This is a genomic window from Streptomyces sp. NPDC004721 (genome assembly GCF_053601495.1).
The window spans coordinates 98,315-113,531 of record NZ_JBSGBZ010000013.1; the positions used below are offsets into that span (position 1 = coordinate 98,315).

Below are 15,217 nucleotides of genomic sequence, written 5' to 3' on the forward strand. Positions count from 1 at the left end.
GCGAACGGAACCCGACCGGGGGATGATCGGTGGACGAACGCTTTTCTGGCAGACTCTGTGCCTATGGGTGACTCGACCGTGACACGACTGGAAGGCCGGGAAGAGGCCGTTCCGCCCCTCGTCACGGACGAGCAGTCCCCCACCGTCCTGGAGCGGCTGCGCACCCCCCGCCGGCCGCGGCTGTGGTTCGAGATCCTGCTCATCGCGGTGAGTTACTGGACGTACTCGCTGATCCGCAACGCGGTCCCGGAGCAGAAGGCCAAGGCGCTGCGCAACGCGGACTGGGTCTGGAACGCCGAGCACCAGCTCGGCATCGCCGTCGAACACTCGCTCAACCATGCCCTGAACTCGGCGACTTGGCTGATCATCGGCATGAACTACTATTACGCGACGCTGCACTTCGTGGTCACCATCGGCGTCCTGGTGTGGCTCTACCGCACGCACCCCGGCCGCTACGCGGCGGCCCGGCTCACTCTCTTCGTGACGACGGGCGTGGCGCTGCTCGGCTACTACCTGTACCCGCTGGCGCCCCCGCGCCTGATGGCCGGTGGCCACTTCGTCGACACGGTCCAGGTCCATCACACCTGGGGTTCCATGGCCTCCGGCGACCTCAAGAACATGTCCAACCAGTACGCCGCGATGCCGTCCATGCACATCGGCTGGTCCCTGTGGTGCGGACTGACCGTCTTCACCCTGTGCACGATCCCGTGGCTGCGCGTCCTCGGCCTGCTCTACCCGGTGGCCACCCTGGTCGTCATCGTCGCCACCGCCAACCACTTCTGGCTCGACGCGGTCGGCGGGGCCCTGTGCCTCTCCTTCGGATTCACGGTGGCCCGCGCCTGGTACGGGGCGCTGCCGCACGCGCTGCCGCGGCTGACGCCGGCGCTGCGGCCGGCGGAGGCGTAGCTCCTTAGCGGTGCCGGCGTCGTCGAGCCGCCGTTTCACGAACCGTAGAACAGCTCCTCCATGACCGCCCGGGCCCGGCGTGCCGTCCGCCGGTACGCGTCGAGCATGTCGCCCGCGTGCCCCGGCCCGTATCCCAGGTACCGCCCCACCGCGGCCAGTTCCCGCGACTCGGTGGGGAACGTGTCCCCCGCCCGGCCCCGCACCAGCATCACCGCGTTGCGCACCCGGGTGGCCAGCACCCACGCCTCGTCGAGCGTCGAGGCGTCCTCCGCGGACACCAGTCCCGCCTCCCGCGCCGCCGTCAGCGCCTCCCGCGTGCGTGTGGTCCGCAGCGACGCCTCCTTCGCCGCGTGCCGCATCTGGAGCAGCTGCACGGTCCACTCCACGTCGGACAGCCCGCCCGGCCCCAGTTTGGTGTGCAGCTTGGGGTCGGTGCCGCGCGGCAGCCGCTCGGACTCCATCCGGGCCTTGAGCCGCCGGATCTCCCGCACCGCCTCCTCGCGCAGCCCGCCACGCGGATACCGCAACGGGTCGATCAGCTCGATGAACCGCCGCCCCAGGTCCTCGTCCCCGGCCACCGGCTCGGCCCGCAGCAGCGCCTGGGACTCCCACACCAGCGACCACCGCCGGTAGTACGCCTCGTACGACTTGAGCGTGCGCACCAGCGGCCCGGACTTCCCCTCGGGCCGCAGGTCCGCGTCGACCAGCAGCGGCGGATCCGCGCTCGGGATCTGGAGCAGCCGCCGCGTCTCGGCGACCACCCGGGCTGCGGCCTCGGCGGCCTCCCGCTCGTCGGCGCCCTCCCACGGCTCGTGCACGAACAGCACATCCGCGTCCGAGCCGTAGCCCAGCTCGTGTCCGCCGAACCGCCCCATACCGATGATCGCGAACCGGGTCGGCAGGGTGTCCCCCCATCCCTTGCGCACGACCGCCCGCAGGGTGCCGGCGAGCGTCGCCGCCGTCAGGTCGGACACCGCGCCGCCCACCTGGTCCACGAGCGCGCCCTGGTCGGCCTCGGCGGGCCGGGTCTCGGTGCCGTACGAGCCGACGATGTCGGCGGCGGCGGTGCGGAACAGCTCCCGCCGCCGTACGCCGCGCGCCGCCGTGACGCCCTGCTCGGGGGTCTCGGCGCGGCGGACGGCGGCGAGGACCTCCTGCTCCAGCTGGGCGCGGCCGCGCGGTTCGAGGCCGCCCGCGTCGCCGTCGCCCAGCAGTGCCACGGCCTCCGGCGCGCGCATCAGCAGGTCGGGCGCGAGCCGCCCGGCCGACAGCACCCGGGCGAGGTTCTCGGCAGCGGCCCCCTCGTCCCGCAGCAGCCGCAGATACCAGGGGGTCTTGCCGAGCGCGTCCGACACCTTGCGGAAGTTCAGCAGCCCGGCGTCCGGATCGGCGGAGTCCGCGAACCACCCCAGCAGCACGGGCAGCAGGGTCCGCTGGATGGCCGCCTTCCTGGTGACGCCGGAGGCCAGCGCCTCCAGATGCCGCAGCGCGGCCGCCGGATCGGCGTACCCGAGCGCGACCAGCCGCTCCCGCGCGGCCTCCGGGCTCAACCGGGCCTCGCCGGGAGCGAGTTGGGCGACCGCGTCGAGCAACGGCCGGTAGAACAGCTTCTCGTGCAGCCGGCGTACGACGCTGGTGTGCCGTTTCCACTCGCGGGTCAGCTCGGTGATCGGGTCGCTGCGCAGGCCGAGCGACCGTCCGAGCCGGCGCAGATCGGCCTCGTCCTCGGGGACGAGATGGGTGCGCCGCAGCCGGAACAGCTGGATGCGGTGCTCCAGGGAGCGCAGGAACCGGTAGGCGTCGTCGAGTTGCACGGCGTCCACACGGCCTACGTACCCTCCGGCGGCCAGGGCCTGCAACGCGTCCAGGGTGGAGCCGCTGCGCAGCGACGGGTCGGTCCGCCCGTGCACCAACTGAAGTAGCTGCACGGCGAATTCGACGTCGCGCAGGCCGCCCGGCCCGAGCTTCAGCTCGCGCTCGACCTCGGCCACGGGGATGGTCTCGACCACGCGGCGGCGCATCTTCTGCACGTCGGCGACGAAGTTCTCGCGCTCGGCGGCCTGCCAGACCAGCGGGCCGAGCGCGGCGATGTACTGGCCGCCCAGTTCCAGGTCGCCGGCCACCGGGCGGGCCTTGAGCAGCGCCTGGAACTCCCAGGTCTTGGCCCATCGCTGGTAATAGGCGACATGGCTGCTGAGGGTGCGCACCAGCGGCCCGTTGCGGCCCTCGGGCCGCAGGTTGGCGTCGACCGGCCAGATCGAGCCCTCCACGGTCGTCTCGGAGCAGATCCGCATCATGTGGGAGGCGAGCGCGGTCGCGGCGCGCAGGGCCTTGACCTCGTCGGCGCCGTCCGCGGCCTCACCGACGAAGATCACGTCGACATCGGAGACGTAGTTGAGTTCGTGCCCGCCGCACTTGCCCATCGCGATCACCGCGAGCCGGCACAGCGCGTCGTCCTCGGGCGCGGCGGCCCGCGCGAGCCGGAGCGCGGCACGCAGGGTCGCGGTGGCGAGGTCGGCCAGCTCGGCGGCGGTCTCGGCGACATCCGTGGTGCCGCACACGTCGCGGGCGGCGATCGACAGCAGGCAGCGCCGGTAGGCGACGCGGAGCGCGACCGGATCGCCGGCCTCGGCGAGCCCGTGCTCGAACTCCTCCACCCCCGGGTGCAGGTCGCGCGGCTCGTAGGTGACCAGCGCCCGCCAGTCGCCTGCGTGCCGGGCGAGGTGGTCGCCGAGCGCGGTGGAGGCGCCGAGCACGCCGAGCAGCCGGTCGCGCAGCGGTTTGGCCGCTATCAGCGTGTCGAGCAGCTCGCGGCGGGCCTTGGACTCCGGCTGCGCCTCCAGCAGCCGGACCAGCCCGCCCAGCGCGAGATCCGGGTCGGCGGTGGCGCCCAGCGCCTCCAGCAGCACCGGATCGTCCCTCAGCGGCGCGAGGTCCGGCCCGTCCAGCAGCCGCTCGGCGTCCGAGGCATGGATGAAGCCGTGCCGCAGCAGCCGCGTGAAGGTACTGCTCCTGCGCCCCGGCGCCGTCATCCCGGCCTCCCGTCGGATCAAGCCCGTCCTGGCCAGAGCCTATCCGGACTCCCGGTCCTGAGCCCTGACGGCGGTCCCGCTTTCCGCGCCGGTCGGAGGTCGTCGGGGAGGCCCCGGAAACGGGGACACCCGCCGCCCACCGGACGTACGGTCCGACGGTCCCGAAAACACCGGAGTGCAGCCATCCGTATGCGTACCGTGAAAGTCACGAAAACGTAGCGGACATATCACGCACCAACCTTCACAGCAGTCACAAGCGTTGGCTAGCGTGCCCGGCGGGCACCCCGTACCCCCGCCGGCGAACCACGCCGGGACGGGTGGCCTGCGCCGAATCCGGTGCGCCTCACGGCAGCCGGAGCCGGGGACCCACTCATCCCTGGGGTGAATCGGTCCCGTTCACGCGTCCCCCACAGCGCGCACGGGACGGTAGGGCAGCCCTTCCGACCACCCGCCCGAACCCGACAGCTAACCCGGTAGGCGGTCTATGGAAGGAGGCGCCACCCTTGGCGTCGCACCGCAAAGCCCGGACCACGGCCACCCGGATCGCCGGACTGCGCACGTCCCCGGCCCTCGGTCTGACGACCGCGGCCCTCACCTCCGTGGCGCTGCTGTCCCAGACGGCGAACGCCGCGCCCGCACAGCCCCGGAAGCCCAGCCTCGAAGAGGTGCAGAAGAAGGTCGACGACCTCTACCACCAGGCCGGAGTGGCCACCGAGAAGTACAACGCGGCGAAGGAGAAGACCGCCACGCAGCGCACACGCGTGAACGGCCTCCTCGACGACGTGGCGAAGCGCACCGCGAAGCTGAACGAGGCGCGGCGCGAGCTCGGCATGTTCGCCGCCGCCCAGTACCGCACGGGCGGGATGTCCGGCACCGCGACGCTGCTGCTCGCGAAGGATCCCCAGCAGTACTTCGACCAGGACCATCTGATGAGGCAGCTCACCGAGCGCCAGAAGAAGGCCGTCGACGACTACCAGACCGCGCAGCTCGCGACGACGAAGAAGCGCACCGAGGCGACGAAGATCCTGGAGTCGCTGACCACCTCGCAGGACGATCTGAGGACCAGCAAGCTCGACGTCCAGACGAGGCTCAGCGAGGCGCGCCACCTGCTGTCGACGCTGACCGCCGAGGAGAAGGCGCGGCTGGCGGCGATCGAGAAGAAGAAGCAGGAGATCGCCCGGCAGAAGGCCGCGGAGCTGGCCCGCCGGCAGGCGGCGGCGGAGGCGGCGGCGGCCGCGCAGAAGCGCAAGGAGGAGCAGGCGGCCAAGAGCTCCGAAGCGAAAGCGAGCTCCGGATCGAGCACGGGCTCCGGATCGAGCACGGGCTCGGGCACGAGTACGGGCTCGGGCACGGGTACGGGCTCGGGCACGGGTACGGGCGGGGGCACGAGCACGGATGCCGGATCGAGCACCGGCTATGCCGCCAAGGCCGCCAAGGTCCTCGACTTCGCGAGGGCCCAGATCGGCAAGCCGTACGTGTGGGGCGCGACCGGCCCCGGTTCGTACGACTGCTCCGGGCTCACGCTGGCCGCCTGGAAGTCCGCCGGGATCTCGCTGCCGCGCACCACCTGGAGCCAGGTGGAGGCCGGCACGACCGTCCCCGTCTCCGAGGCCAAACCCGGCGACCTGGTCTTCTTCTACAACGACATCAGCCACGTCGGGATCTACATCGGCAACGGCATGATGATCCACGCGCCGCGCCCGGGCACGAACGTCCGCGAGGAGTCGATCTACTACATGCCGATCCACAGCGTCGTCCGCCCCGCGTAACGCGCGCGCCGGACACCCGGTGCCGGCACCGGCATCGGACATGAAAGGGCCCGCACCGGGAGGTGCGGGCCCTTTCATGGGGCGGCGCCGCTCAGGTCCAGGGCACCGCGATGAGCATGTCGGCCACGGTGACCAGCTCAGGGGCAGACCCAGTCGATCACGTGGGACCTGATGCGGCAGGGTGAGGTGCTGCGGTCGGTGGTGCTGCGCCTCTGACCGCCCCGTTCCTCCTGTTTCGGGCAACGATTGACAATCGCTTCCATGCCGGAACGGTAGGTCGGCGGCGCCCGCGCTCATGTCTCCGCCCCACTCGGCACCGCCGACCGCCCGCTCCCGCCCAAGAGGCAGGCACACGGTGCATGGCGGACGCCGTCGACCTCCTCGAGGCAGCCGGTTGCTTCGCGGCGGCCGGCACACAGTCACGCGGCGCGATGACCGCGGCGTTCTGGACAATGGGCTCAGGACGCGCCCTGAAGCTGGCTCTCCAGCTGGGAGACCTCCACCGACTCGTTGGCGGGCGGTGTCGCCGACGGGATCGGCTTGTCATAGTCGGACAGGGTGAAGGTCAGATCGGTGCCGTTGCCCTTCTGGGTGCCCCCGATCAGGTATGGCTTGCCTTGCGTCGCCACGTAGTACGTGGCCGCCTTTCCGTCTATCTTCCCGGTCAGCGGGATGGCCTTCATGCCGTTGAACGTGGTCTCGGTGCCCTTCTTGACGTCCGTGAACGGCGCGACGGTGCCGAGGGGCTTCTGGATGGCCTTTATGGTGCAGACGTCGGCCAGTTTCTTGATGCTCGCGTCGTTGGTCGTGTCGTGGATGTACCGGTTCTTGAAGCGCTCCGCGTCTGCTGTGCCCTCGCTGCCGGGGACCGTGGTCTTCCAGAACGTAGCGTCGGGTTTCATCCATACTTCGATGCCGCGCCTGACGATCTGGAAGCTGCCCTGGGTGCCCATGGCCATCGAGCCGGTGCAGCCGGCCTGGTCGAACGAGAGGTCCCCCGAGCTGGGCCGATTGCCTTTCTGGGCGGCTGACCCCGTGTCCTTCAGCGTCATACGGACGGACTTGGCGCTGAGCAGGGCTTGGTACGCCTGGTGCCGGATCTCCTTGGGTGACTTGTCCGCAATGCCGTTGCCCCCGTTGCCGTCCGACGAGTAGCCGGAGATGAGGAGAAGGATCGCGTGCGTCGTGGCGGGTGCGGCCTGGGCGGCGGCGCCGCCGCCCAGGAGCGCCCCTGCGGCGGTTACGGTGATGGCCGCGACCTTGGCGATCCTCTTACGCGTTCGAAACACGACACTGTCCTTCTTTCGGTGGATGAGCCTCACTCCGGATCGGTGAGGTCGTGTTTCGAGTAAGCCCGAACGGGTCATGCGTCGTCACGACACTGAATGCCGTGACTTGACATCCGCAAATGATCTTGATAGAAGTCCGCGTCCTGCCCAGGCCGGCCCGGTGCCCAGCCCCCTTACAGCCCTGCCGACCCTGGGACGGGCCCCTTGAGGCGCCGGCCCTGTAGACCAGCCGGACGGTCACCGCGACCCGGCCAGGTATGGGCCCCCAGCCGGGGAACGTCACTCGGGCAGCGCCGCCTTGAGGGCGGAGGCCAGTCCGGCGATCGTGGGCCGGGACGACGGATCGGCCCGCAGACAGCTGTCGACGGCGGCGGCGAGGGCGAGCGGCAGGCGCCGCCGGGACCCGATCGGCGGGGCGGCCTCCTCAAGCTGCCAATACCGGTCATCGGTGTCGTGGCCGTCTGCCGTTGCCTTGCTCGCCCCGCAGGCGACCGGCTCCTCCCCGCAGGCCGGCCCCGGGCCTGCTCCGCAGCGAGAAGTTTCTGTGAGCGCCTGTCAGCCGCCATGGCGGCGGCCATCCTGGGCTTCCTGTGGAAGTGTTCGACCGCCGCCTTCGCGCGGGACCACGCATTTACGAGTCGTCCGATCTTGGTCCGGGGGCGTCCGTGAGCGCACACAGGGTCGGTTCCCTCAGCGGCGTCCCGGACTCCGGGGAACAAGGGCGGACGCGCGCGGAACAAGCAATGGCTGAGACCGGAACCGAGACCGCGGCGCCCGTAGCGTGCCGGTGTCCTCTGGGGAGGGCTCGGCATTCCGCTCGTACCGCTTTCGATCTTCGTCTTCTTCCGCTTCGTCATGGGGGATATGGGCCCGGCGGATGGCGAGGAGGGCGACGTCGTCACCGAGGCGTCCGCCGGTGTGGGCGAGCAGGTCGCGTTCGATGTGGTCGAGCAGCGCCTCGGGAGAGTGGTCGGTCCACTGGGCTGCGCGTTCCGCGAACGGGTAGAAGACGCCGTTGTGGTCACGGGCTTCGATGACACCGTCGGTGTACAGGACCAGCGTGTCCCCAGGGCCGAAGGGCAGGACATCCACGACGTGGTTGTCGGGATCCGTGATTCCGACGCCAAGTGGGGGCCCGGGGTGGAGGCGGGGCACGTGGACGGTGTTGTCCGGTCCGAGCAGCAGGGGTGCCGGGTGACCGCAGCTGGTCATGCGGACCAGGGACTCGGCGTCGGCGATCTCGACCAGAAGAGCGGTCACGAAGCGTTCCCCCGCCTCGCCCTCCGGTTCGAAGTCGGCGAGGTAGCGGGTCATGCTCCGTTCCAGGGCAGCGGCCAGGTCGGGCAGGGAGGCGTGCTGGTGGGCGGCCTCGCGGAAGGCGCCGAGCAGGAGGGCGGCCTCGCCCAGGGCGGGCAGGCCCTTGCCCCGCACGTCGCCGATCATCACGCGGACCGCGCTGCCGGTGCGGACGGCGGCATACAGGTCGCCGCCGATATCGGCCTCCTCCTCGGCAGCCAGATAGACACAGGCGAGCCGCAGCGGGCCGAGCCGGCTCGGCAGCGGCCACATCACCACCTGCTGGGCGGCCTCGGCGACCGACCGGACCCGGGCCATCTGGCGTGCGTGCCGGTCGCGCACCGCACACAGGACCACGATCAACGAGGTGATCGCCGCGATAGCGATCACCTCCACCACCACGTTCCGCGTAGACAGCGTTCCGGTGCCCCAGCCGCTGACCGCTTCGCCCGCCATGGCCAGGACCCCGATGCCGCCCGTCGTCCAGGGGCCCGCAAACCACGCGGTGAGCGTGGGGGCGACCACCAGCAGGGGGCTGAGAACGATGTTTGGCCCGGTCGCGATGTCCGCGGCAGTGATCACGACGATGAGCGCAACAGGGATGAGCAGCAGCGGGTGGCTCGGCTGCCACGGCTGCCCGAGACCCACACGTCCCTGCCTGGAGCCCACGCCTTCCACACTGCACCGCCACCGCGGCTTGCGCCACGAGGGTTTTCAAGAGCGTCGGGTGTCGCAGTACAGCCGATCAGCGCATCCAGGTGGTCACCGGCGCCATGCGCGCTCCCGCTCGCCCTCGTATGTGTGGGCCGCCTTCTCAACTCCCATGCAGAGATGAGTGTTTGTACTCATCCCCTGAGCGGGCTCCCCGATCCATTGTTGAGGACACCCAACCCGGACCGATCCAAAGGAACCCGTGATGTCGAACGCCTCCCGCCCGCGCCGCCTGCGACGCCTCCTGGCGCTCGCCACGGGCAACTGGCCCGCCAAGAGCTATCTGGCTGTCTCCGCCCTCTCCGTCCTTGTCATGTTCTTCGTCCCGGAGAGCGGCGTCGCCATGATCCCCCTGCTGCTCACGGCCCCTCTCTCCTTCCTGACTATGGTCCTCCCCTTCGGTCCGGGCACCGAGGGTGGCGGGGTGGTCGAGGCGCTGGCCATCGGTTTCTGGACCGTATGGCTCCTTCTGTGTGCTGTCGTGAACGCCGCCGTGCTCGGCGCGCTCCTCACGAGATCCGCGACTGCCGCATCACCCGGCTTCCGTAGGTCCTTCCCGCGCGCCTGGGCTCCTTCTGAACGGGAGGCAACGGATACGGCGCGCCCTGCAGGCCGCCGGCTGCAAAGGACTCGGGCCCTGCTGGCGTCCGCGGTGGACAACTGGCTCGCGCGCGGATATCTCGCCGTGGTCGCGGCCTCGCTGGGGTTCTTCCTGTATGCCTCGTACCTGCTGCCGGACCCGGGGTTCGCAGGGATCTGGCCGCTCATGACCACGGCGCCGCTCAGCATCGTCGCCCTCCTGGTGGCGGCCCCCGCCGAGTGGGCCTCCTCGCTCGACTGGCTGAGCCCGCTGATCTTCACCGCCGGTGCGACCCTGTCCGGGCTGTTCAACGCTGTGCTGCTCGGCCTGCTGGCACGCAGGCTGCGGGCGCAGGACGCGCACCCGGCAGCCTGAAAGAGGAGAACGCTTCGGGTCCACACGCACCTCATGCCGAGTAGCGACGCGCGGGCCCGGAAGGCCGTGGACAGCCTGTACGAGCGCACCGATCCCGTGCCGGACGGCCCAGAGACGGCCCAGGCGCGGTGAGACGCCGCGGGGCCGACGGTTCACGACCGTCGGCCCCATCCGTCTCATGGGCAGGAAACCCGCCCTGACCTGCCCTTACAGCACCGGCAGATGCTTCTTCAGTTCGAACGCCGTGACCTCCGAGCGGTACTCGTGCCACTCGGCGCGCTTGTTGCGGAGGAAGAAGTCGAAGACGTGCTCGCCGAGGGTTTCGGCGACCAGGTCGCTGTTCTCCATCAGGGTCAGGGCCTCGCCGAGGTTCTGGGGGAGCGGTTCGATGCCCATCGCGCGGCGTTCGGCGTTGGACAGGGCCCAGACGTCGTCCTCGGCGCCCGGCGGGAGCTCGTAGCCCTCCTCGATGCCCTTCAGGCCGGCGGCCAGGAGGACGGCGTAGGCCAGATAGGGGTTCGCGCCGGAGTCGAGGGAGCGGACCTCCACGCGGGCGGAGCCGGTCTTGCCGGGCTTGTACATCGGGACGCGGACCAGGGCCGAGCGGTTGTTGTGGCCCCAGCAGATGTACGAGGGGGCCTCGCCGCCGGCGCCCGCGGTGCGCTCGGAGCCGCCCCAGATGCGCTTGTAGGAGTTCACCCACTGGTTGGTGACCGCGGAGATCTCGGCGGCGTGGCGGAGGAGGCCGGCGATGAAGGAGCGGCCCACCTTCGAGAGCTGGTACTCGGCGCCGGACTCGTAGAAGGCGTTCCGGTCGCCTTCGAACAGCGACAGGTGCGAGTGCATGCCGGAGCCGGGGAACTCCGAGAAGGGCTTGGGCATGAACGTGGCCTGGAGGCCCTGCTCGAGCGCGACCTGCTTCATGACCAGGCGGAACGTCATGATGTTGTCCGCGGTGGACAGGGCGTCGGCGTAGCGCAGGTCGATCTCCTGCTGGCCCGGGGCGCCCTCGTGGTGGGAGAACTCCACCGAGATGCCCATCGACTCCAGCATGGTGATCGCCTGACGGCGGAAGTCCATGCCGATGGCCTGCGGAGTGTGGTCGAAGTAGCCGGAGTTGTCCGCGGGCGTGGGGCGGGAGCCGTCCAGCGGGCGGTTCTTGAGCAGGAAGAACTCGATCTCGGGGTGGGTGTAGAAGGTGAAGCCGAGGTCGGAGGTGCGGGCCAGGGCGCGCTTGAGGACGTAGCGCGGGTCGGCGAAGGAGGGGGAGCCGTCCGGCATGAGGATGTCGCAGAACATGCGGGCCGTACCGGGGGCCTCGGCGCGCCAGGGCAGGATCTGGAAGGTGGACGGGTCGGGCTTGGCGATCATGTCGGACTCGTAGACCCGGGCGAAGCCCTCGATGGCGGAGCCGTCGAAGCCGATGCCCTCGTCGAAGGCCTGCTCCAGCTCGGCGGGCGCGACGGCCACGGACTTGAGGAAGCCGAGCACGTCCGTGAACCACAGGCGTACGAACCGGATGTCGCGCTCCTCCAACGTCCGGAGCACGAACTCCTGCTGCTTGTCCATCTTCCGCTTCCCCATCCTTGCTGGTCAGGCCGCCTGTGTTCGGTATCACGGGAGACCGTCGGGCACCTGAGCATCCCACCACGGCCGCGTTTCACACGTGTTGCGGAGCCCGGTCGCCCGGCCGTCGGGGCGCTCGCCCCGCGTACGGCAGGCGTACCGCTCTGTCGCCCATCTTGCCCGCTCGCACCGTCATCCGTAATGGCCGAACCGTCACCCACGTGACCGACAACACGCCTCCATAATTTGCATCTCAAATGCAAGTTTCAATACCGTTTTGATCAGTCGAGCGATCGAGCCCATCCGATCGAGTCATCGAGGAGTCACCATGCTGTCCGAGCAGTCAGCAGCCACCGTCCGCGCCACCCTCCCCGCCGTCGGCTCGGCGATCGGCCAGATCACCGAGCGCTTCTACGCCAGACTGTTCGACGCCCACCCCGAGCTGCTCCGCGATCTGTTCAACCGTGGCAACCAGGCCGCCGGCACGCAGCGGCAGGCCCTGGCCGGCTCCATCGCCGCCTTCGCCACCTACCTGGTGGAGAACCCGGACCAGCGCCCCGACCTGATGCTCCAGCGCATCGCCCACAAGCACGCGTCCCTGGGGGTGACGCCGGAGCAGTACCCGGTGGTCCACGAGCACCTGTTCGCGGCGATCGCCGAGGTACTCGGCGAGGCGGTGACCCCGGAGGTCGCCGCCGCCTGGACCGAGGTCTACTGGCTGATGGCCAACGCCCTCATCGCCATCGAGAAGCGCCTGTACGAGCAGAGCGAGCAGCGCGGCTGGCGCGAGTGGGAGGTCGTGGAGCGGATCGAGGAGACCGCGGACGTGGCCACCTTCAAGCTCCGCCCCGCCGACGACGCCCCGGTGCCCGGCTACCGCGCCGGCCAGTACGTCTCGGTCGGCGTCGAGCTCCCGGACGGGGCCCGCCAGATCCGCCAGTACAGCCTGACCGCGGCCCCCGGATCGCCGGTGCGGCAGTTCGCCGTCAAGCGGGTGGCCGGCGGCGCCACGACGCCCGACGGGGAGGTCTCGAACCACTTGCACGCACACGTGCGCGTGGGTGACGTCCTCCAGCTGTCCGCCCCGTACGGCGACCTCGTCCTGGAGGAGACCGAGGCGCCGCTGCTGCTCGCCTCCGCGGGCATCGGCGTCACTCCGATGATCGCCATGCTGGAGCAGCTCGCCCTCACCGGCCACAGCGCCCCGGTGACCGTGGTCCACGCCGACCGCTCCCCCACCGCGCACGCGCTCCGCTCCGACCACCAGGCGTACGCGGCCAAGCTGCCGGACGCGCGGCCGGTCTTCTTCTACGAGCAGTACGACGAGGACGACGAGGACACGGCAGGCGCCGGGCGGCCCGGCCTGGTCGACCTCGGCGACGTCGACGTCCTGGCCGGCACGCGCGCGTACCTGTGCGGCCCGCTGCCCTTCATGCGGGCGGTGCGCGAGCAGCTGATCGGCAAGGGTGTTTCCCCGGCCGACATCCACTACGAGGTCTTCGGCCCGGACCTGTGGCTGGCCCAGCCGGCGGCCTGACCGATCCGGACCCGGACCTGTGGCCGACCCACTCGGCCGCCTGACCAGTCCGCCCCCGGACCTGTGACCGGTCCGCTCCCTGGCTGATCCGGCCGATGTGCTCCGAAGGCCGGCCGAGACGGTGTGCACCGTCTCGGCCGGCCTTCCGCTGTGCTCGCTCTTCCGGGTCTCCCCGGGGCTGACTGTGAGTGCCCCCGCGCTCAGGTCGGCGGCCGCATGGCGGGCAGCCCCAGCAGCAGCGGTCCCGTCGGCTCCGCGACCATGTCGGCGACGGTGAGGGGGTCGAGCGCGGCGTAGAAGGCCTCCTGGGCCCGCCGCAGGGCGCCGCGCAGGCGGCAGTCGGAGCTGAGCGGGCAGGGAATGCTGCCCTCGCAGTCGGCCACGTCGCCCTCGCCTTCCAGGGCGCGTACGAGAGCGCCGACCGAGGCGTCGCGGCCCGCTTCGGTGAGCGTCAGTCCGCCGCCGCGGCCGCGGCGGGCCGCGAGCAGACCGCGGTGCTGGAGCTCGGCGACGACCTTCGCGGTATGCGTGTACGGCACGCCCATGTCGCCCGCGACCTCCCGGGTCGTGGGGCTCGACTCGCCGGCGACGGCGAGCCTCATCAGGACGCGCAGCGCCATGTCGGTGGAGCGCAGCAGCCGCATGCGGCCAAGGGTAGATAATGCGCATCCACCGTTCAACTTATCGGCGGTCTCCCTGCGGGCGCTTCCGTCCCACTACGATCAGCGGGCCCCTCGGGCACGCTCAGCTCCCCGCACGCCACCCCCGCCCGCCCCTTCCCCACGAAGGACTCCGCCATGGACTCCGCGCACCGGACCGACACCGGACAGCACAAGGCCCGTACAGAGGAGATGCGCCGGGCGCAGCGCGTCCGGGAGCGGCGCACGCGGCTGCTCACGGTGGCCGCGAGCGTGGTCGTCGTGGCCGGGCTGGTCACCGGCGGCGTGGTGCTCCTGAACTCGGGGTCCTCGGACGCCGCGCCGGCCGCGGCGAGCGACGAGAAGGGCGGTGACGGCGACCACTTCGTCACCCGCGCGGACGGCGTACGGACCTGGAAGGGCACGCTGGAGCGCAACCACACCACCGCCCCGGTGACCTATCCGATGGAGCCCCCGGTCGGCGGCGACCACAACCCGGTCTGGCAGAACTGCAACGGCGACGTGTACACCGAACCGGTGAAGAACGAAAGCGCCGTGCACGCGCTGGAGCACGGCGCCGTCTGGGTGACGTACAACAGCAAGGCGTCCAAGGCGGACGTGGCCGCGCTCGCGGCGAAGGTGAGGAAGACGCCGTACACGCTGATGAGCCCGGTCGAGGACCAGAAGGACCCCCTCATGCTGTCCGCCTGGGCGCACCAGCGCACGGTGACGAGCGCGAAGGACCCGCAAGTGGACAAGTTCCTCGCCGAGTTCGTCCAGGGCCCGCAGACGCCCGAGCCGGGTGCCACCTGCACCGGCGGGCTGGACCGTTGAGGCACATCGGGCTGATCGCCGGAGCCGCGGCGGCCGCGCTGGTCGCGACGGGGGCGATCACCTACGCGGTCGCCGAGGACAGCGGCGGGGCGCGCTACGCCGCGAAGGCGCCCACCGCCGGCTCCGCGGACGCCGGCTTCGCCCGGGACATGGCGGTCCACCACCAGCAGGCCGTCGAGATGTCGTTCATCGTGCGCGACCGCACCACGGACACCGAAGTGCGCCGCCTCGCCTACGACATCGCGCAGACGCAGGCCAACCAGCGGGGCATGCTGCTGGGCTGGCTCGACCTGTGGGAGCTGCCGAAGGTGTCGGCGGACCCGCCGATGACGTGGATGGGCATGGGCGACATGCCCGCCGGCGAGGACGGCGCGCTGATGCCCGGCATGGCGACCAACTCGGAGATGCGCAAGCTCGGCGAACTCGGCGGGAGGCAGGCCGAGGTGTTCTACCTCCAGCTGATGACGGACCATCACAAGGGCGGCGTCCACATGGCCGAGGGCTGTGTCGCCCGCTGCACGGTGGGGGTGGAGAAGAGGCTCGCGCGGGGCATGGTCGCATCGCAGCGGTCGGAGATGCGGTTGATGGCCGACATGCTCAAGGAGCGTGGAGCGGCGCCCCGTTCATAACCGGGCCCCCGTTCGTCACCCGGACACCTCCTTCGTGACCCGGACGCTCCCTTCG

General features: G+C 70.8%; 11 protein-coding genes and 1 riboswitch. Of the genes, 6 read left to right on the top strand and 5 right to left on the bottom strand.

Going from position 1 to position 15,217, the window contains the following annotated elements:
- Window positions 1–63: 63 nt before the first annotated feature.
- Window positions 64–906 (top strand): phosphatase PAP2 family protein, encoded by an 843-nt coding sequence (locus ACWEK3_RS14675; RefSeq protein WP_453249799.1) that lies wholly within the window; start codon window positions 64–66, stop codon window positions 904–906.
- A 35-nt stretch (window positions 907–941) separates the two neighbouring features.
- Here the strand turns inward: ACWEK3_RS14675 and ACWEK3_RS14680 are convergent, their stop codons facing one another.
- A complete protein-coding gene (locus ACWEK3_RS14680) occupies window positions 942–3,938 on the bottom strand; it encodes a bifunctional [glutamine synthetase] adenylyltransferase/[glutamine synthetase]-adenylyl-L-tyrosine phosphorylase (protein WP_453249800.1) in 2,997 nt (998 codons plus the stop codon).
- 315 nt (window positions 3,939–4,253) lie between these two features.
- A riboswitch (cyclic di-AMP (ydaO/yuaA leader) is annotated at window positions 4,254–4,433 on the top strand.
- 8 nt (window positions 4,434–4,441) lie between these two features.
- Between ACWEK3_RS14680 and ACWEK3_RS14685 the strand changes: the two genes are divergently transcribed.
- A complete protein-coding gene (locus ACWEK3_RS14685) occupies window positions 4,442–5,707 on the top strand; it encodes an NlpC/P60 family protein (RefSeq protein WP_453249801.1) in 1,266 nt (421 codons plus the stop codon).
- A gap of 458 nt (window positions 5,708–6,165) precedes the next feature.
- Here ACWEK3_RS14685 and ACWEK3_RS14690 read toward each other — a convergent pair whose 3' ends face one another.
- A complete protein-coding gene (locus ACWEK3_RS14690) occupies window positions 6,166–6,996 on the bottom strand; it encodes a hypothetical protein (protein ID WP_453249802.1) in 831 nt (276 codons plus the stop codon).
- 690 nt (window positions 6,997–7,686) lie between these two features.
- Window positions 7,687–8,961 carry a PP2C family protein-serine/threonine phosphatase gene (locus tag ACWEK3_RS14695; protein ID WP_453249803.1) on the bottom strand — a complete coding sequence of 425 codons (1,275 nt, stop codon included), beginning with the start codon at window positions 8,959–8,961 and terminating at the stop codon, window positions 7,687–7,689.
- A 247-nt stretch (window positions 8,962–9,208) separates the two neighbouring features.
- Between ACWEK3_RS14695 and ACWEK3_RS14700 the strand changes: the two genes are divergently transcribed.
- The gene (locus ACWEK3_RS14700; protein WP_453249804.1) at window positions 9,209–9,958 is read left to right on the top strand and encodes an SCO4225 family membrane protein; all 750 of its coding nucleotides are present in this window, start codon (window positions 9,209–9,211) and stop codon (window positions 9,956–9,958) included.
- A gap of 207 nt (window positions 9,959–10,165) precedes the next feature.
- On the opposite strand, the gene glnA is transcribed toward ACWEK3_RS14700, so the two are convergent.
- A complete protein-coding gene (gene glnA, locus ACWEK3_RS14705; protein WP_390724874.1) occupies window positions 10,166–11,527 on the bottom strand; it encodes a type I glutamate--ammonia ligase in 1,362 nt (453 codons plus the stop codon).
- A gap of 325 nt (window positions 11,528–11,852) precedes the next feature.
- Between glnA and ACWEK3_RS14710 the strand changes: the two genes are divergently transcribed.
- Window positions 11,853–13,061, top strand: coding sequence for a globin domain-containing protein (locus ACWEK3_RS14710; protein WP_453249805.1), 1,209 nt, complete (start codon window positions 11,853–11,855; stop codon window positions 13,059–13,061).
- Between the two features lie 200 nt (window positions 13,062–13,261).
- Here the strand turns inward: ACWEK3_RS14710 and ACWEK3_RS14715 are convergent, their stop codons facing one another.
- Window positions 13,262–13,705 carry an RrF2 family transcriptional regulator gene (locus tag ACWEK3_RS14715; protein ID WP_376606887.1) on the bottom strand — a complete coding sequence of 148 codons (444 nt, stop codon included), beginning with the start codon at window positions 13,703–13,705 and terminating at the stop codon, window positions 13,262–13,264.
- Between the two features lie 153 nt (window positions 13,706–13,858).
- Between ACWEK3_RS14715 and ACWEK3_RS14720 the strand changes: the two genes are divergently transcribed.
- Both ACWEK3_RS14720 and ACWEK3_RS14725 read left to right on the top strand, forming a co-directional pair.
- Entirely contained in the window at window positions 13,859–14,533 is a 675-nt protein-coding gene (locus tag ACWEK3_RS14720; protein WP_450545282.1) for a DUF3105 domain-containing protein, read from the top strand.
- Complete coding sequence (locus ACWEK3_RS14725) at window positions 14,530–15,162, top strand: DUF305 domain-containing protein (protein ID WP_450545284.1); 633 nt, start codon at window positions 14,530–14,532, stop codon at window positions 15,160–15,162. The genes ACWEK3_RS14720 and ACWEK3_RS14725 overlap by 4 nt, the downstream gene beginning before the upstream one ends.
- The last annotated feature ends 55 nt before the right edge of the window (window positions 15,163–15,217 follow it).